At 61.0% G+C, this 16,894-nt stretch carries 13 protein-coding genes and 1 pseudogene; 9 read left to right on the top strand and 5 right to left on the bottom strand.

What is annotated here, in order from left to right:
• The first annotated feature begins 64 nt into the window (after positions 1-64).
• The 4 genes from CN311_RS28865 (at position 65) to rlxS (ending at position 3,711) form a co-directional block, all read left to right on the top strand.
• A complete protein-coding gene (locus CN311_RS28865; RefSeq protein WP_069091175.1) occupies positions 65-334 on the top strand; it encodes a helix-turn-helix transcriptional regulator in 270 nt (89 codons plus the stop codon).
• Entirely contained in the window at positions 331-879 is a 549-nt protein-coding gene (locus CN311_RS28860; protein ID WP_097577017.1) for a S26 family signal peptidase, read from the top strand. The genes CN311_RS28865 and CN311_RS28860 overlap by 4 nt, the downstream gene beginning before the upstream one ends.
• Complete coding sequence (locus tag CN311_RS28855; protein ID WP_097577016.1) at positions 867-1,550, top strand: lytic transglycosylase domain-containing protein; 684 nt, start codon at positions 867-869, stop codon at positions 1,548-1,550. The genes CN311_RS28860 and CN311_RS28855 overlap by 13 nt, the downstream gene beginning before the upstream one ends.
• Before the next feature lie 190 nt (positions 1,551-1,740).
• The gene (gene rlxS / locus CN311_RS28850; protein ID WP_097577015.1) at positions 1,741-3,711 is read left to right on the top strand and encodes a relaxase/mobilization nuclease RlxS; all 1,971 of its coding nucleotides are present in this window, start codon (positions 1,741-1,743) and stop codon (positions 3,709-3,711) included.
• Between the two features lie 49 nt (positions 3,712-3,760).
• On the opposite strand, the gene CN311_RS28845 is transcribed toward rlxS, so the two are convergent.
• Genes CN311_RS28845 through CN311_RS28830 form a run of 4 tightly spaced genes read right to left on the bottom strand, consistent with a single transcriptional unit; the run spans position 3,761 to position 6,712 of the window.
• Positions 3,761-5,320: an E2 ligase fold family C protein gene (locus CN311_RS28845; protein WP_097577014.1), complete on the bottom strand. Its 1,560-nt coding sequence runs from the start codon at positions 5,318-5,320 to the stop codon at positions 3,761-3,763.
• 3 nt (positions 5,321-5,323) lie between these two features.
• Positions 5,324-5,800 carry a Mov34/MPN/PAD-1 family protein gene (locus CN311_RS28840; RefSeq protein WP_224713146.1) on the bottom strand — a complete coding sequence of 159 codons (477 nt, stop codon included), beginning with the start codon at positions 5,798-5,800 and terminating at the stop codon, positions 5,324-5,326.
• A gap of 8 nt (positions 5,801-5,808) precedes the next feature.
• A complete protein-coding gene (locus tag CN311_RS28835) occupies positions 5,809-6,426 on the bottom strand; it encodes a putative metal-binding protein (protein WP_097577013.1) in 618 nt (205 codons plus the stop codon).
• On the bottom strand, positions 6,419-6,712 hold the full coding sequence (locus tag CN311_RS28830; protein ID WP_027033387.1) for a DUF2604 domain-containing protein: 294 nt from the start codon (positions 6,710-6,712) through the stop codon (positions 6,419-6,421). Before CN311_RS28830 ends, CN311_RS28835 begins: the two co-directional genes overlap by 8 nt.
• Before the next feature lie 724 nt (positions 6,713-7,436).
• Here CN311_RS28830 and CN311_RS28825 point away from each other — a divergent pair.
• From CN311_RS28825 to CN311_RS28800, 5 genes and pseudogenes are all read left to right on the top strand, one after another.
• Positions 7,437-8,458, top strand: a pseudogene (locus tag CN311_RS28825) (DUF1403 family protein).
• Between the two features lie 5 nt (positions 8,459-8,463).
• Positions 8,464-9,180 (top strand): SMC-Scp complex subunit ScpB, encoded by a 717-nt coding sequence (gene scpB / locus CN311_RS28820; protein WP_097577021.1) that lies wholly within the window; start codon positions 8,464-8,466, stop codon positions 9,178-9,180.
• Between the two features lie 182 nt (positions 9,181-9,362).
• Complete coding sequence (locus tag CN311_RS28815; RefSeq protein WP_245440983.1) at positions 9,363-10,451, top strand: hypothetical protein; 1,089 nt, start codon at positions 9,363-9,365, stop codon at positions 10,449-10,451.
• Positions 10,451-11,359, top strand: a complete 909-nt coding sequence (locus CN311_RS28810; protein ID WP_097577019.1) for a nucleotidyltransferase family protein — start codon at positions 10,451-10,453, stop codon at positions 11,357-11,359. Before CN311_RS28815 ends, CN311_RS28810 begins: the two co-directional genes overlap by 1 nt.
• A gap of 9 nt (positions 11,360-11,368) precedes the next feature.
• Positions 11,369-15,367, top strand: coding sequence for a tetratricopeptide repeat protein (locus tag CN311_RS28800; protein ID WP_133117283.1), 3,999 nt, complete (start codon positions 11,369-11,371; stop codon positions 15,365-15,367).
• Positions 15,368-16,308: 941 nt separating this feature from the next.
• Here CN311_RS28800 and CN311_RS28795 read toward each other — a convergent pair.
• Positions 16,309-16,779, bottom strand: coding sequence for a very short patch repair endonuclease (locus CN311_RS28795; protein ID WP_097577018.1), 471 nt, complete (start codon positions 16,777-16,779; stop codon positions 16,309-16,311).
• Positions 16,780-16,894: the final 115 nt, after the last annotated feature.

Here is a 16,894-nt window from a genome sequence, read left to right as displayed (position 1 = left end):
TCCCCACGACGACCTCGTTCGCCGATCCTCGCGGTCGCTTGTCCGAAGCGAAACGAGGACCATCATGGACGACGAAAACGACCGCGCGGCCCGCGCCAAGAAGGGCAGTCCGTTTCTCAACACCGCGCAGGCTGCCTTCTATATCGGCCTGTCCCAGCGCACCCTGGAAAAGATGCGGCTGACCGGCGGCGGCCCGAAATACCGCAAGCACGGCCGCTATGTCCGCTACCACATCGACGAACTCGACGACTGGTCGAAAGGCCGCCCGCCAGAACCTGGCTCCGACGATGACAAGGGCGGTTCCGGCTCAGCCGACGAGGGAGACCGCTCATGAGCCGGCTGCCTTCCATCCATCTGATCGGCAGCCGTTTGCGGCGCGTTCGGGCGCGCAAGGCAATCGCCATCGCCGCGATTGGCCTGAGCCTGACAGGCTTCACGGCGCTCCCAAAGCCGTCTCCCTTGCTGGTCTGGAACGCCTCGGCTAGCGCGCCGGTCGGTCTCTATCGCGTTGGGTCTGGCACGCCTGCGCGCGGCGATCTTGTGCTCGCCCGCCCGCCTGGCTTCGTTGCCTATCTCGCCGACCAACGCGGCTATCTGCCTCGCAATATACCGCTGGTGAAGCGTCTCGCCGCGCTGCCGGACGAGCATGTCTGCGCCTTTAGTAATGCCATCATCATCGGCGGCGAGATCGTCGCCCGTCGGCTCAAAATCGACACGCAAGGCCGTCCGCTGCCCTGGTGGAACGGCTGCCGAGCGCTCGCCCATGACGAGGTTTTCCTGCTCGGCAACGAGAAAAATCACTCCTTCGACAGTCGCTATTTCGGGCCGGTGCCGGCCGAAAACATCATCGGGAGGCTGGTGCCGCTATGGACCGAGTGACCCTCCTGATGCTCGGCATGATCGCCGTCGCGCCATGCGCCTGTTCCGCCTCGACCGGCGCTGAGCCAGCCGTCATCTCCCAAAGTCCGCAGCTGCAACGATGGCAGCACTTCGTATCGGAAGCAAGCGCACGCTTCCACATTCCCCAGGCCTGGATTTGCGCCGTCATCGATGCCGAAAGCCGCGGCAAGACCGTCCTCGATGGCCGTCCCATCACCTCCCGCGCCGGCGCCATGGGCCTTATGCAGGTGATGCCCGGCACCTATCAGGAGATGCGCGTCGAGCACGGTCTGGGAGCCGACCCGCACGATCCGCGCGACAACATCTTGGCCGGAACCGCCTATCTCAGCGCCATGTATAAGCGGTTCGGATTCCCCGGCCTGTTTGCCGCCTACAACGCTGGACCCGAGCGCTATGAAGGCCATTTGAAGCTTCGAAGGCCGCTGCCGAAAGAGACCGTTGCCTATCTGAAACAGCTTGAGGCGACGGGGATTTCGGCGGCCGACATGAACGAATTCAAAGGTCAATCCACAACTTCAAAGGGGCGGAACGCTCCCTCCGGACGCTCTTTGTTCTTCCTTCGCGGCGGTGTTCGCGCCGGTGAAACGAATGGCGGCCTTTTCGTGCCGCTCGGCAGGGATCGCCCGCGGCCAAAGAAGCACAATGGCTAGCGATGTTGAGGGCATCCGGGAGGGGCCAGGGACGCTTAAGGCGAGGGGCGCGTAAGGCAAGATAAAGGCACCGCCTCCATGAGGCGGCGAAACCTTTGTCTGCACATCGTTTTAGCCGGAGGCTGCCGGCGGCGCCAGGAGGGTGGGCCAGCGAGACTCAGGTTTCGCTTGAATTTGCCCGGAGGCTGGTATGCAGGACGATGAGTTCAGGCCGAAGCTCGGCAAGATCGGCTCGCGCGGCTCGAAAGCAGGCAAGCGCTATGCCGGCCAAGTCAAGGCAGCGATCAACCGAGCCGGCGGCCGCCTCCAGCGCGGCGGTCGCTTCACGGGGAGCCGGACAGGCCGCGGCGGGGCGGCGGCCGCGCTGCTCAAGTCACGCGACCGGTATGCCGCCTTCCGGCAGCGGCGGGTGATGGTCAAGGCGCGGATTGTGAAGCTGGCCGGCAAGGGTGCGGACGGAGCGCGTGCGCATCTGCGCTACATCCAGCGCGATGGCGTCACCAGGGAAGGCGAACCCGGCAAACTCTATGGCCCCGGCAGTGATCGCATCGACAGTAAGGCCTTCGTCGATCGCGCGGATAGCGACCGGCATCAATTCCGCTTCATCGTCGCTCCCGAGGATGGCATCGACTATGACGACCTCAAGCCGCTCGCCCGCCGTCTCATGGCGCAGATGCAAGAGGACCTCGGCACGAAGCTCGACTGGGTTGCCGTCGACCATTTCAACACCGGCCATCCGCACACCCATATCATTGTCCGCGGCAAGGATGATCGCGGCGAAAACCTCGTCATCGCGCGAGAGTATATTTCGAGCGGCATCCGCAAGCGGGCGGCCGAACTGGTGAGCCTCGACCTCGGTCCCCGCACCGACCGCGAGATTGAACAGCGCTTGCGCCAGGAAATGGAGCAAGAACGCTTCACCAGCATCGACCGGCAGCTGCTGCGCATGCGCGATGAGGACCGACTTGTTTCTACGGACGGCCGCGACGCCTTTCGCCAGACGCTGCATCAAGGCCGTCTGCGCAAGCTCGAGCGGATGGGCTTAGCCGAGGAGGTCGACCCGGTCCGCTGGCGCCTGGATGATGAGCTGGAAGCCACGCTGCGCCGCACCGGCGAACGCGGCGACATCATCAAGACCATGCACCGCGAGCTGACTGCCAAGGGGCTCGCTCGCAGTGCCGCCGATTACCTTGTCCACGATCGACGTGAAGAGCCCTCCCCACCGGTCGTCGGCCGCCTCGTCGCGCGCGGGCTCGCCGACGAAATCAACGATCGGCATTACCTCATCGTCGACGGCCTTGACGGCAAAAGCCATTGGATAGACATCGGCAAAGGCGAGTTGACAGAACCGACGCCCGACGGCTGCATCGTGCGTGTCATGTCGAGGGATACCAAGCCCAGGCAAGTCGACCGTACAATCGCCGACATCGCTACCGCACACGGCGGCCGTTACAGCGTCGATATGCACCTCAAGCATGATGCGTTCGCCAGCGAAAGCTTTGCCGAGACGCATATCCGCCGGCTGGAGGCGATCCGGCGCTCCACCGGCGGCGTGGAGCGCGAGCCGAATGGCACCTGGATCATCGCGCCGGATCATCTCGATCGTGTCGCGGAATACGAGCGCCTGCGGGCCAGGGTCGAGCCTGTGATAGTCGAGAAGCTCTCATCAATGCCGCTGGAACGCCAAGTCAGCTTCGAAGGCGCCACCTGGCTCGACCGGAACCTGGTTGCCGAGAGACCGGAGCCGTTGCGCAACTCAGGCTTCGGGCATGAGGTGCGGGAGGCGCATGCCCGTCGGCGGCAGTGGCTGATCGCGCAAGGCCTCGCGCATGAAGAACAGGACCGGGTCGTCTATCGTGCCAACATGATTTCGATCCTGCGCCAGCACGAGCTGAACCGTGTCGCCGGCCAGCTGTCGGATCAGCTCGGTCTCTCGTATGCCGAAGCGCAGCCTGGAGAACGAATAGAAGGCACGCTGCGCCGATCGGTCGAGCTTGCCAGCGGCAAATATGCCGTGATCGAGAAGTCGCGCGAGTTCACGCTCGTGCCATGGAGGCCGGTGCTTGATCGGTACATCGGAAAGGAGGTTTCCGGTGTGGCGCGTGGGGAGGCTATCTCATGGACCCTCGGACGGCAGAGGAGCGGACATAGCGTTTCGTAGTGGCGCGCACATCGCCGCCCGGCGGCAACGGAGACATCCGCGCGTCTGCTTAGGCGGCGGAGACATCGCTTAGCTGTACGACGCTCTTGCCGTATTTGCGCCTGTAAGCGGCAATGAAATCGTCATCGCTACAGATGCAGCGGCCGCTGGAATCCTTGGCCTTCGGATCGTGCAAGTGGGAGCCAAGTGGGCGCAGAAGATTCACCCGAGTGCTCGTCGTCGGGCCCACGGGAAAACCCGCGCTATGTTTGACGAGCTCGGCGGCAAGCATAATCCCGGCAAGCGCTGACTGGAAGGCCATCGGAACCACGGTTCGAACGCGGCGACTTCCATCACTGAGCTGGAACACCAGACCGCCGCAGATAGCCTGCTGATAAAACGAACGCAGGGGCTGGCCAACAAACGGGGCTAGCGGTTCAAACGGCACAGCCATCGCTGTAGCCACCCGAACTACAAAGTCGTTGGGAACTCCGGCATTGGTCTGCAGGAGCGTTTTCACCTGCTCGTGTGCTTCCGGTATTCCGAGTTCCTCGGCAATCAGCTGGTGCTCGTCCTTGGATTTCCCGGACGGCAGGTACATGCAACAAAGGCAAGCTTGGCCGTCATCGAACCCGTGCCGCGAGATGCCGAGGTCGTGCTCCTGCGTCCAGGCATTCACGATCCATCGGGGCAGAGCACCTTGGACCGCCAGACGGTCGGCGGCGGTGTCAAGCGCCACACCCACTCGCTCGAAGACCCAGTCGCCGTGGCGCGCAACATATTCTGCCCACGTCAGCGGCTGCGCCTCGACCCCAAGGGCCGTCGATCTAAGGGCGGTGGCTGCAAGAACCGCCTTGGACATGCCAATCTCCGCCTGGCCGGCCAAGGCGTAGCGCTGCAGGTTTGAGAGTTCGATTGCTTCGTGATCGATTACATGCAGACGACCCGTGAGACCGGGTTGTCTCGCTAGCGCCCAAAGCGAGCCATGGCCTATCGCACCGAGCCCAACGAGGTGCGTTTCGCCAAGGTCGACAGGTATGTCGATCGGGCCTGCCTCGCCGGCTCTGGTCTTGTCGTAGCTGTATAACAAGAGGTCGATGGTTTCGTCTAACTCGGCGCCGGTCAGCTGGGCGGCGAAGATGGTTCGAAAGACGTTGGCGGCGCCGAAGCAACTGGCGGCGCCAGCTCCATAGGGCAGCAAACTCGAGCCGGAGCCCACCGGGTCCGTACGCGACAGCTTTGCCGCCCAACCGTCCGATCCCATGAAAAAGGTCGGGCACGGGAGTGGTGGGCGCGTCACCCCTGCAACTACGCAGATGGTGGCAGACTTGCCGGAACGCCGGATGCCAACTTTTGGATTTATCGACTTTGCCAAGCGCTCCAGCGCTTGGGCTTGAGAGCTTGCCGCGCTGCCCAGCGGGACTATCGCCAAAACTGGATAGAGCCTGGCGAGCAACCTCACCGCAAGATCTAGTGTCGCCTGGCCTTCGGCGCAGGAAGCGGCTTGATCGTCAAAGGCGACGGCCACGACCTGCTTTTCAAGAGCTGCTTTAAAGTCCTCCAGATGAAAATCGGCTAGGACCTGAGATGCCGCCGTGGCGGCGCGGTCGATAAAGTTAGCGAGTGCCATTGTTCAACTCGTTATTGTGATCATTCGCGACAGTGCCGCGGAAGGGAGCGCATTCCAGTTGGCTTTTCCGTCGAGCCGATAGGCGGCGACTCGAGCAAAATCGAAAGGCTCACGGGCGAAATTCGGCACTACCAGCGACAGACACCCAACCGTGGTAGCAACCGCATAAGCATCGTCGGTCGTCGAATGGTAGGCTCGGCCCGGATGGCTATGGATCTGGGCCAAGAGTTTCAGGCCGCTATTGTAGAGCCAGACATTAAGCCGGTGCAGTTCCTCGGCCGGAACCATCACGCAAACACCATCTCCCGTCCGAATGTGACGCTGCGCCGGGATAACGGTCTCTGTTACGGCAAAATGCTGGTCTTGCTGAACGCCGACCCAGAGCGCCATCCCCTCATTGCCTTCGCGACCAACCGAGCGCAGATGCGCATGCACAGTCGAGATGCAGTGGCGCGGGAGCGTCACGGTCGTTACATCCATCAAAACGCTCATTCCGGGATGGCGGATGGGGGTACTACCATCGCTCCCACTGAGATTTGGAACTGATACTGGATCTGCTCCACGGGGCCGGTCCCGTACTTGATGATCTTGTCCAGGATAAAGGCCAAACAGCCTTCGCCAGAACCCCGGTGGAGAAGCCATGAGTCACCTGAATGGGCTGGATTGTCGTGGTATTCCCGGACGCCTGCCATGCACAGGAATGGCGTATGTTCCGCACTGTTGGCCTGGAGGAAGTCCGATAGCGACAGAGCTTTCTGCTGCATGAGGACCGAAATCATATCCGGTGGGGTTCCGGGTAGATGCGGTCGTCTGAGCATACTTAGCAGTAAATCCTTGCGGGCAACCGGCCGGCGGGTAAAGGGGTCGACGAAGACTACCGACGGAGGTCGGAGGTCGTAATTAGAGAAGTCGATCTCGACAGCTGCACCGATTATCTGTGGCCTTATCTTGGGCGGTGCGAAGATGAAGAAGGCAGTAGGGAATCTCGCCTCGATCAGGAAACAACCCTGAGCCCGGTAAGCGCCCGCTTGTGTTTGGAACCAGCCGATCTGCCGATCGAATTTCGCTCGCGAGACCGCAGGGTCCACAGTCTGGATTTCAGGCACCTGCTACACCCGCCTTCAGGCTGAGGAACAGGGTCACAATGTTCGCGAAACCGAAATCGCCAACTTTTTTGTCAACGTCGAGCAGGTTGCCGGCCTCATCCTTGAATTCCCAATTCTCGGCCGGCTGGGCGACGTTCTGCGTGTTCTCAAGGGCTTTGGCACGAACGACGTGAAGCGGCTGGTTGGGATTGGCTTCGACCTGCGTGGGCTGGCCGTTCACCACCACCGTGATCTCAATCTTGCCTGGCCCGCCGCCGTGATCGCCCTTACCCGAATCCTTCGACATTTGTCCTACTCCTGTGGCTTGCCAACCGGCCCCAGGCGCTTGTGCCCACCTGCTAGTGAGACCGGCGATCTTCAATCGTCCACTCGGCGCCACGGGCCGCGAGTACGCAAAAGACAGGGGATAAGCTACCGAATCGGTGCTACCTTCTTTTATGCGTGACTTGAGCGGCAAGTAAACGGGCTGAAATTGCGCTTCACAACTATAATCGATTAGAGCAATACGAAAATATTGGCGATACACCTATTTCATGTGCTCTTTCACGCGCCTGCTCCACTGACAGCCCCCGTGCAAGTCCGCCGGCCGGTATGATTTCAGGTTCGATTGGGCGGGCGCTGTGACGGTTTGGCTGCGGCGGCTTCTAGCCGCTGCAATCTTGACGGAGGGTTTATCGAATAGGCAATCACGCGGAGCTTTAGAGTTGGTGATCCGAGCTCGGCCTATTCGAAAGGTGGCTCGGAAGCAGGTCGCCGTGACCACCCTCCGGGTACCGGGATAGTCGCGACGAGAAGACGGGACTGTCCGGATTGACGTGAGTGGCTGCACCGAACCGTCGCCCGGGTGTGCCCGAAGAGTGATGTTATCCAGCTAACTTGTTGCGAGTGGAATGAGTAGAGTTAAGCGACTGATAATGCAAGATTATCATTCGTTTTATGTATGCGACAGGCGCGGCGGTTAGGTGCAAAACGGGTTGCTAAAAGCGCCGCCAGGATTCATCCTGTCGCGGATGATTCTTCGACCCAAACTGTCCCTGCGCTACCACGGTACGCTGACTGGTGAAGCCAGCGTCGCTGCATCGAAAGCCGCCGTTCCTGCTTGGTTGCGTCGGGCGGTTCCCGATGGGCAAAGCCTTGCTGGAAAAAATGTTGAGGAGGTGGCGCTCATCGCAGGCGCCACCATCGGCGCACTCGATGCGGTGGTTCGGCGGCAGGAGCGGTGGGCCGGCGCCTGGCGGCAGCGGCTGGCAATTTCGGCGGCCGCGGCAACGGCAAAGCAGGCGGGTCGCGTCGAGGACGAAGCGGCCTTGCGCGATGCCGTATTGCTTACAAGACCGGGCGACAATGTCGGTCCCGCCGGCCTTTTCCTTCTTGCTTGGCGGCGGCTGGCATCTCGGCCAGCGGACGATCTGCTGACGGAGAGAAATGTCGCGGCAGTGCTGGAAGATCTAGGTCTCACACTCAACGATGAGGCCGTCAGCGATCTGACGGACGATCTGCGACAGCTTGCCGCCAACACCGGCACGGTCGAAACGCTTGTCGGGGCCTTCGCGGCCGCGGAGCGTTACGGCTTCCGGCACGTTCTCGGAGCCTGGCTTGCGGATGTCTTGTTCGCGCAGCGGCTAGGCTGGACACATGCAATCCCTTTGTTGGGCGCCGAAGCGACCTTAGTTGTGGGTACGGGCCGGGCGCGTCGACCAGGGACTGCCGCTCTGGCTGCCGGCGCCGAAACGGAAGTCGATTGGGCTAAAAGCCTACTGGCCGCACAGGCGCGCGCTGCGCTGCGCGCCATTGATCTTTTCGCCGAACTTGAGCGCCGCGCGGATCGGCTGCTTGCGGTTGCGCCGAAACTCAGGGCCAAGGCGGCGGACGTCGTCTTGGAAAGGCTGCTCTCTGACGACCGATCGTCGCTTCGGAACAAATCGCCGGCATGAGCGATCGCGGCCTGCGCCGCCTGTTCGACCGGCTGGTCGAGCTCGGCGCCGTGCGTGAATTGTCCGGCCGCGCCACCTTCCGCATCTACGGGCTGTGAAGACAATGGCGGAGAGTGCACGTAGGCGAGGAGGGAGCCAGCCAGATGACCGTCGATCAGCTGACCAGCTGTTTGACCGGGAACTGGATCATCTGCCGCCGGAAGCGCGTTGGCGTGAATGGATGAACCGTGTCGAAGCGACCATCTTCGCCGCCAACGAACCGGTCGGCCGCGGGACGCTCGCGCGGATCGTCGGAAAAAACTGCAGCATCGACCTGCTGATCGACGACATCCGCGAGGAGCTGCGCGGCCGCCCTTACGATCTGGTTTCGGTCGCCGGAGGCTGGAAGCATCTGACCCGCCCGGCTTATGCCGATGCCATCCGCGCTGCTGTAGGTGGAAGTGGGAAGACGGCCGACCTTACGCAGTCGGAGGTTTTGGTGCTGATGTGCATCGGCTACTTCCAGCCGATCACCCGCGCCGAACTGTCGTCTTTCTTCGGCAAGGAGATCAGTCGCGATTTTATTGGTCATCTGCGCGGTGCCGGCCTGATCGCTTCCGGTCCGCGCAGCCCAACGCCGGGCGCGCCCTACACCTATGTGACGACGAAAGAATTCCTGCTGGAGTTCGGGCTCGACACGCTGCGCGACCTGCCGGATTTCGAGGCGCTCGAAGATGCGGGGCTGCTGTCAAAGGAGAAGCTGTTAGCCGGACAGATGCCGACAACTTTTGCCAACAACCCGGAAAACGATCCCGATGGCGGCTCGCTGGACGGCGGTTAGGCACGGCTTTGTTACGAACGGCTATGTCACCGAGATCCTATGTGGCAATCCCGACCCGATGTCGCTCGCGATCTGGCACGCCTCGAACCCTTCCTGGCCCTTTCCGCTACAATTTCACTGCGCAGAAAATATTGACCTGACATCGAATATACGCTATTCAGCCGTTATTCACTGCGCAGAAAATGACGATGGAAGACCAAGCGGAAGAAGCACTCATTGAGAATTTTGTCGAGGCCCTGACCGCAATCGCTGGCGCCGCGCCCCATGTTATACGCGAGCCAGAGGGGGCGCGAGGCTCATATCGACCGGATTTCATGGTGGAAATGAGCTCGGACGGTGAGCCCTATCGGCTCATCGTCGAGGCCAAGCCTTCGCTCTTTCCTCGCGATGCCCGCGAGGCAATCTGGCAGTTCAGAAACTATCTCGCCCAACAGCAAGTCGGCGCTTATCCAGTCGTGCCAGTGCTCATGGCCGAGACCATTTCGCCTGGTGCCCGGCAATTGCTCCGCGATGAACGGATTGGCTATTTCGACTCCAGCGGGAGCCTGTTCATTGCTGCGAGGGGACTCTACCTCCACGTCGACAAGCCGGCATCGCGGAAACAATCCCGCTCCCTGAACAACTTGTTCGCTGGCCGACGTGCCCAGGTCCTGCACGCTGTCTGGGTCGCCAAATCGGATTGGTTCGGCGTCCACGAGATCGCGGAGCGGGCAGGGGTGTCGCCCGCGACGGCGTCGGAAACCTTGATCGCAGTCGAGCGCCGGGAGTGGGTCGAGGTTCGCGGCGCTGGCCCCTCGAAAGAGCGCCACTTGATCAATCCGCGCGCTCTGCTCGATGCCTGGTCGACCTATCAAGGCTCAGTCAAACCGAAGGCCGTGCGACATTACTATGTGCGATCGACGACGCCTCCGGATTTGCAACGGCGGCTTGATCATGAATGCCAGATCGAAGGCATCCGATACGAGCTCACCGGCATCTCAGCTGGGCAAATCCATGCTCCTTATCTGTCGAGCACTTCCCAGGTTTCCTGTCGCATTCCTGTTGGCCGGGCGATGCATGCCGCCCTAGACGCTATCGAGGCACGGCCCGTCCGGGACGGCTGGAATCTTGGCGTTCACGAGTTGAAGTCCGACGACGAGCTGCGATTTCGCCAGAGGATCGATGACCTGTGGGTCGCCGATCCGCTCCAAACCTACCTTGACCTGCTGCAAGCGGGGGGCCGGGCCAAGGAATTGGCGCAGCATCTTCGTGCCGAGAAACTGGAGGAATGATGTCCAAGCCGCAGTTTCTCGTCGACTACAGTCAAGACGTCACGCGGGACTGCGAGCGTGTGCTTGTCACGCTATTCAGCGGCCTCGGACCGTGGCGGAATTCGGTGTTCTTGGTCGGCGGATTGACGCCGCGCTATCTGGTGACGGCGCGGCCGCCAGCCGTTCCGGCTCATGCCGGCACGGGTGATATTGACATCGTCGTCGACCTCGCCGTTCTCGCGGACACCGAAGCCTATCGCACGCTGGAGGAGAACCTCAAGCGGATGGGGTTCGAGCGCGCGGAAAACGACAAAGGCGTGAAGGTCAATTGGCGCTGGAAGACCAAGACCGAGCACGGGGTCACGGTCATTCTTGAATTCCTGGCCGACGACCCGAAGGTGAAAGGCGGTGCGCTGCAAGAGCTGCCGACCGAGGGAAACATCTCGGCCGTCAACATTCCTCACGCATCGCTCGTTTTCGACCTCCACGACCATATGGAGGTGACAGCCGATCTCCTTGGACAAAAAGGGCGAGCGACCGAAACGATTCCTTACGCGAATATCGTATCGTTCACCTGCCTGAAGGCGTTCGCCTTCGACCACCGTCGCGAGGGGAAGGACGCCCATGACCTTGTCTATTGCCTTGAGCATGGCGAGGGTGAGCTGGATGGCGCCATTGCCAAATTCAAGGATGCCCTGACTGGCAAACACGCCGGAATCATCGGCGAAGCGCTGGCGATCCTTTTGAAGCGCTTTTGCGACCCGAAGCCTGACGAAGGCTACCTTCGTGAAGGACCGGTAGCGGTCGCGCGGTTCGAAATCGAAGGCGATGATGAAGACGCCGATATTCGCGAACAGCGGTCGCTGCGGCAGCGCGCGGTGAACGATAGCCTTTCTCGCCTACTCGGCGAGTTGGGCATCGAGGGGTGACCGCCTTTTATGTCGCTTCTCGCCGCCACCCAGATTCCAAAGCCTGCCGACGAGCAAGCCTTCGAGCGCGCCTCTGTCGTGCTGTGGCGAGGCTTGCTCAATGATCGGTCGGTGCAGCGGAATGGTCGGCGCGGCCAACGGCAGAACGGCGTCGATCTTTTCGGGATCCGTGACGATGACGCGGATTGGCACGTTGGCATTCAATGCAAGTTGAAGAGCGAAGGGCATTTCCTCACCGAGGATGAGGTTCGGGAGGAAGTCCGAAAGGCCCTGACGTTCAAGCCGCCTCTCAAGGAATACTACGTCACGACCACTGCGCCGGACGACGTCGCGATGCAGGAGCTTGCACGCGGGATCACGGCCGAGCTGGCGAAAACGGGACGTAAGCTCCGCGTATTCGTCTGGGGATGGAACACGCTGGAGGAAAAAATCAGCGAGGACGCGGGGGCCCGCAAGGCGTTCGATCCGACCTACGGCCCGTTCAGCGAGCATATTCTCGACGAAACCCGCCAGATCACCATCGCCCAGACCGAGACCCGTGGCGAAATGGGTGCTGGTTTCTCTCGCATGGAAGCGATGCTCACGGAGGTGAGCGCGCGGTTGGCTGTTCCGCCAAGTGACGCAACGGTGGCTTTGAGCACGTTCGAGGCGCATCTCGACGCGGAGATCGACGAGTACCGGGAACTCAACAACAGCGGAAAGACGCTGACGGCGTTACCGCTTCTGGAAAAGCTGCTCGAGCGCGTCCGGAGCACGGCCTCTGGCCGCCTCCTCTTTCGCGTCAAGGCGAATATTGGCCATTGCCTGCTTGCGCTCGGTAAGGACGACGAAGCCTCCGCCATGCTGCTGTCGTCCTATGACCATGCGCCGGACGAACCGAAAGCCGTCGCCAACAAGGCTTTTGGGCTGCTGTTGCGAGGAGAATGGCAGGAACTTCTCACCTTTGGCGGAGCGAAGCTTGACGCGGATCCGGGAAACGAGGGCCTTGCGGGCTATCTGGTTCAGGCCGCCCGGTTCGATTCCTCCGTCAGCGATCCGCTCAGCATCATTCCCGAACAGCTTCATCACACTGCGCCTGTGCAAATCGGTCGGGTGGATTTTATCCGGCGCCGTGGACAGCCGGGCGAGTGGTGGCCCGTCGCCAAAGAGGTACTCGAAGCACACCCGTCCGAACCCCACGCGGTCCAGTTTGCGGCGGAGGCCGAGCTAGACCAGATTCTAACGAGTGAGAGCTTTCAGCGCACGCGTGTTTTGTCTCCTGCGGAGCGGGCCAGACTGGAAGCCGCTACGGCAACGCTGGTATCGCAATGGGATCGCGAGCGGGTGACGGAGGGCGCCTTACGGCCTGAGGATGCCGCGCTGTGTGGCAATGTCCTAGTTGGACTGCATGCGCTCGGCGATCTGCCCAAGGCGCTCGAGGTCGCGCGCCACGGTCTTTCGCTTGCGCCCGATGATGTCGAAATTGTCACCCGAGCGGCCGTTGTCGCTCTAGACGCCGATGATGAGGCGTTGGCGCACGAGCTCCTCGCCAAACTGCCTCGGAACTCCGATGCGACCGTCCTGAAGTTCCGCTTCCACGCATCCCGGGCCGATTGGGGCGAGGTCGCACGTCTCGTTGAGGAAGATGCCTCTTTGATCCCGCCGGTGGAAGCGCCGATCATTTCGACGACCGGCAAGCTGGCGGCGATCAAGATCGGCGGCAGTGACGAGGAAGCGCGTCGGCGGGAGATTTCCGCTGTCGCGGTGGAGGCGTCCAGCAACCCGCGCGCAAGCGTCGTTGTCGCCGATTTTGCCCGCCGGGAAGGTTTCGAAGAAATCGCAGACGGCGCCTTCAAAGCCGCCCTAGGTCACATCGCGATTGGAAGTCACGCGGCAGACAGGCTGATGGTCGCGCATCATGCAGCTCGCCGTGGCGATTCTTCGATCGTTGCGGATTTGTTGGATGGCCACGTCGCTGAAGATCACGACAACAACGAGTTGCGGGTGCTGGCTCGCGCCTTTGTCAACGACAGCCCCATCCGGCAACGAGCGCTGTCCTTCTTCGAGCGCCTTCCTGCGGAGGTGCGGGGGCTTCCATTCTTCCTCCATGCCGAGGGCCTGCTGCATTTCAACCGCGGTGCGCTTCCCGAGGCGGAAGCGGCGCTGAGGAAAGCCATCGCGACGCAACCGGAGCTCGACACCTACCTGGCGCTGTTCTCGGTCCTGCATCGTCTCGACCGAGGCGCCGAGGTGAAGGCGGTCATCGAGGGAATTGATCTCGATGAAGTGATGGGGACGCCTGGCCAGAAGATGTCTTTGGCCCAGGTTATGCGCAAAGTGGGGGAGGGAGCCAGGGCGCTCGAATACGCCTACGCCGTTCTTCAATCCGCCAGGAACGATCACGAGGCGGCTCTCCGCTATTTCGGCCTGATCATGATGGATCCGGAGGACGGCTTTGTTCCGTCTGCGGAAACCGTGGCCGTCGATACCTGGGTCCGTCTGGAGAGCGATCGTCGTGAGGTGCACGCCTTTCTCATCGAAGAGGGGGAGGACCGGCCTGCGGAGGATGTTTTAAGCCCGACACATGCGACCGCGGCCGCAGCTCTAGGCTTGAGCGTGGGAGATGTATTCGAAATGCCGGCGGTCTTCGGCGAGGTTCGCAAATGGCGGGTCACCGAGATCAAGCACAAATATCTGCATGCTCTTCACGACATGATGGAGAACTTCGAAAAAAGGTTCCCCGACGCGGAGGGCTTCTACAAAATCACAATGGAAGAGGGGGATATTCAGCCTGCGCTGGATCAGGTGAGGCGCGTGTCTGAGAGCAATCGCAAGCTCGCCGATCTCTACCTCCGGAACAATTGCCCGCTCAGCCTGGTCGTCTCCAAACGCGGCGGCGATACCATCCGGTTTGTCGAGTACGTTCGCTCGCTCGATTTCGACATCCGAACCTGCGTCGGCACGGACGCCGAGCGCGTCGCCGCTCGCCAGATCATCGAGCGGCATAGAAGTTCTGGCGCGGTCCTCGATACCTACACCGCTTGGACCGTCTCGACGATGGATGCCTTCGATGTTCTGCAACCGACATTCGGATCGGTCATCGTCGCACAATCAGTCGTTGATGAGCTGCGAACGCTGAGAGACGAGCAGGATCTCACGGCCGAACGCTCGATGACCGTCGCTTGGCATAACGGCGAATACATCAAACAGGAGCACACCGCCGAGGACGCCGCTGCACGGCGCGCCTATATCCAAGAGCAGCTTTCTAGAATCGAGACGGCGTGCGAGATCCGCCCCGTTATTGTCGCCGACAATCCGTCCGAACTGGCGACGATGATCCACCAATCCTTCGGTAGTCATGTGCTTGACGCCGCCAATTTGGCGGGAACGGAGCATGTGCTCGTTTCGGAGGACATGCATTTCCGCCAGTACGGTGAAGCTGCGTGCTCGACCAGGGGTGTTTGGCTACAGACAGTTTTTTCGTTTGCCCAGGACGTTGGAGCGATCGATCGATCACGGTACGTCGATCTAGTCGTTAAGCTGGCGTGGCGTCGCCATGGGCATCTTTCCTTGGAAGCCGACGTGATGCTCACGGCTCTCCGAGAGGATCAGACTGGCGATCTAGCAAACTTCCGCGCCCTATCGAATTTTATGGGCACTGCGAACGCCGACATGAGGTCCCATCTCAAGGTATCCATTGAATTTCTCAACAAGCTTTGGAGTGGGTCAGGGCGCTATGATCTGCGATCCCAGCAGGCGACCAGCATTCTGCTCGAACGCATGATCAGGCATCGGGCCAATGGGTGGGCGCTAACGCTTGCGTTCATCATAAGAGGAAGCGCCCAGCCCATCAAAGACTACATCAACGGATGGATAACCGGCCACTTCCTTCCTGCCGGCGCGATTGCGCTTGCTAAAACCGAAATCGAGGAAATGGCGCAGCGTTTGAAAGGTGAGCCACAGCGAAGGTCTCGGCGCGAAAAAGCAATCCGCGGGAGAGAAAAGCGACGGAAAAGAGAAGGTAAGTAACACCTTGATGGCACCGCCGCCGGCAGGGCTAGCTGCCCGGTCGCCATCGCGAGACGGGTCACTTCAGGAGTGTGGCACCCATGAGTACGAGGAAGCCATAGCAACTTCCCAGGACGGCTAATCGCCTAAGCCGGCACTAACGAGGCCATTCTCGGGTTTTGGCTTGCAGATTGGCGACCCGAATTACCGACATACCTTATTTGACATCTGGAATGTCCGACCTTGCAGGCGCCATCACGTTTCGGAGGAACTCTTGCATCCAGATCGGTAGTGACGAAAAACCATCGACCAGATCCGCCGGATCGCTACACCGTGCTTGGGACCGTCAAATAGTCGTCGCAAAGTCGCGGCTGTACGACGACGCTCTTCATGCTGGCCAAGGCATTGTTCTGAAGCCAGTGTAGGGCCTCAACGAGAAGAAGACGAAGGCGCTGCCGCCGTGCAGTGTCACGGTTGTGAACGGGTGGTTCAAGACGGACTACGCGACTCCGCGCAGGAACCGCCCACATCCAGACTGGCCGGACCTCATAGACTATCCGGCTATGATCTTCCTTCCCGCCTAGTCTGGTTTGGAAGGCGGCAGCAATACTTCCTCGCCCGAGCTACGCGAGGCCGTAGACCTCGAGTGGCGTGGCTGCATCGCGCTGGCCAATCGCTATGGTTTGCTGGCCAGGCCCGGAAACATTGTTGGCCGCTTAGAGACCCCACTTTCGCAGTCAGGCCGTCGGAAAGTTGTCTGTCCGGTTGCGGCCCAGACGCTGCCGGCAATGCGCCCAAGTTGGATGTTGAGCTTTGCCGTTCTTGAAAGCGGACATCGTAGATAAGGGGGCTGGAGGTCTCTATGCGAGAGCAGCGAGTCTTTTAAACCCCAATAGCGGACGTTCGGAACTCCAGATTCAAGACATCCGTCTGCAATGTGCTTGACGTTCAACGTGCTCCATTTAGCTCGTCCTGTCCGTGGTCGCTTCGATGAGAAGTACGTCCAGCTCTCTCGGATTTTTCGTCTCACACTCCCATACAATCAGGACGTTCCACCCCCGCTTTCGGAGCGCGTCTACGTGGCGGTGATCACGTTCCACGTTCCTCCTGAACTTCTCGCTCCAGAATTCAGCTCTGGTTTTCGGCGTCGTGCATCGTCGGCATCCTTCATGCCGGTGCCAGAAGCAGCCGTGAACGAAGATCACCAGGCGATGCTTACGGAGCACGATGTCCGGCGTGCCCGGCATGTCGCGACGATGAATACGAAAGCGGAGCCCCAGGCGATGGGCAGCTCGACGCACGACCATCTCTGGCGTCGTGTTCTTCCCCCGAACACGCCCCATGAGCGCGGACCGCGCTGGTGTCGGCGGAGCGTCCAGCTCCGGGTCAGCTTCCGACTGCTGCTGCGGACGGAGATCTTGGCACACGATCATCGAGTGGCTCGACTTTGACGTCGGCGGGCGCCCGAGCGCGATCTTGACCATTGAGACGATATTGACCCGGACCACTGTTGACTATAGTCAATAGCAGTCGAGGGTGCCATAATGC

This window comes from Mesorhizobium sanjuanii, from assembly GCF_002529485.1.
GTDB lineage: Bacteria > Pseudomonadota > Alphaproteobacteria > Rhizobiales > Rhizobiaceae > Mesorhizobium > Mesorhizobium sanjuanii.
Note: the sequence above shows the minus strand (reverse complement) of the source record. Positions and strands in the feature narration are given on the sequence as shown.

Bases quoted from the DNA above. Each gene is read 5' to 3' on its own strand.
- CN311_RS28865 (WP_069091175.1), top strand. From the start codon at position 65: ATGGACGACGAAAACGACCGCGCGGCCCGCGCCAAGAAGGGCAGTCCG.
- CN311_RS28860 (WP_097577017.1), top strand. From the start codon at position 331: ATGAGCCGGCTGCCTTCCATCCATCTGATCGGCAGCCGTTTGCGGCGC.
- CN311_RS28855 (WP_097577016.1), top strand. From the start codon at position 867: ATGGACCGAGTGACCCTCCTGATGCTCGGCATGATCGCCGTCGCGCCA.
- rlxS (WP_097577015.1), top strand. From the start codon at position 1,741: ATGCAGGACGATGAGTTCAGGCCGAAGCTCGGCAAGATCGGCTCGCGC.
- CN311_RS28845 (WP_097577014.1), bottom strand. From the start codon at position 5,320: ATGGCACTCGCTAACTTTATCGACCGCGCCGCCACGGCGGCATCTCAG.
- CN311_RS28840 (WP_224713146.1), bottom strand. From the start codon at position 5,800: ATGGATGTAACGACCGTGACGCTCCCGCGCCACTGCATCTCGACTGTG.
- CN311_RS28830 (WP_027033387.1), bottom strand. From the start codon at position 6,712: ATGTCGAAGGATTCGGGTAAGGGCGATCACGGCGGCGGGCCAGGCAAG.
- scpB (WP_097577021.1), top strand. From the start codon at position 8,464: ATGGCGGAGAGTGCACGTAGGCGAGGAGGGAGCCAGCCAGATGACCGT.
- CN311_RS28815 (WP_245440983.1), top strand. From the start codon at position 9,363: ATGACGATGGAAGACCAAGCGGAAGAAGCACTCATTGAGAATTTTGTC.
- CN311_RS28810 (WP_097577019.1), top strand. From the start codon at position 10,451: ATGTCCAAGCCGCAGTTTCTCGTCGACTACAGTCAAGACGTCACGCGG.
- CN311_RS28800 (WP_133117283.1), top strand. From the start codon at position 11,369: ATGTCGCTTCTCGCCGCCACCCAGATTCCAAAGCCTGCCGACGAGCAA.
- CN311_RS28795 (WP_097577018.1), bottom strand. From the start codon at position 16,779: ATGATCGTGTGCCAAGATCTCCGTCCGCAGCAGCAGTCGGAAGCTGAC.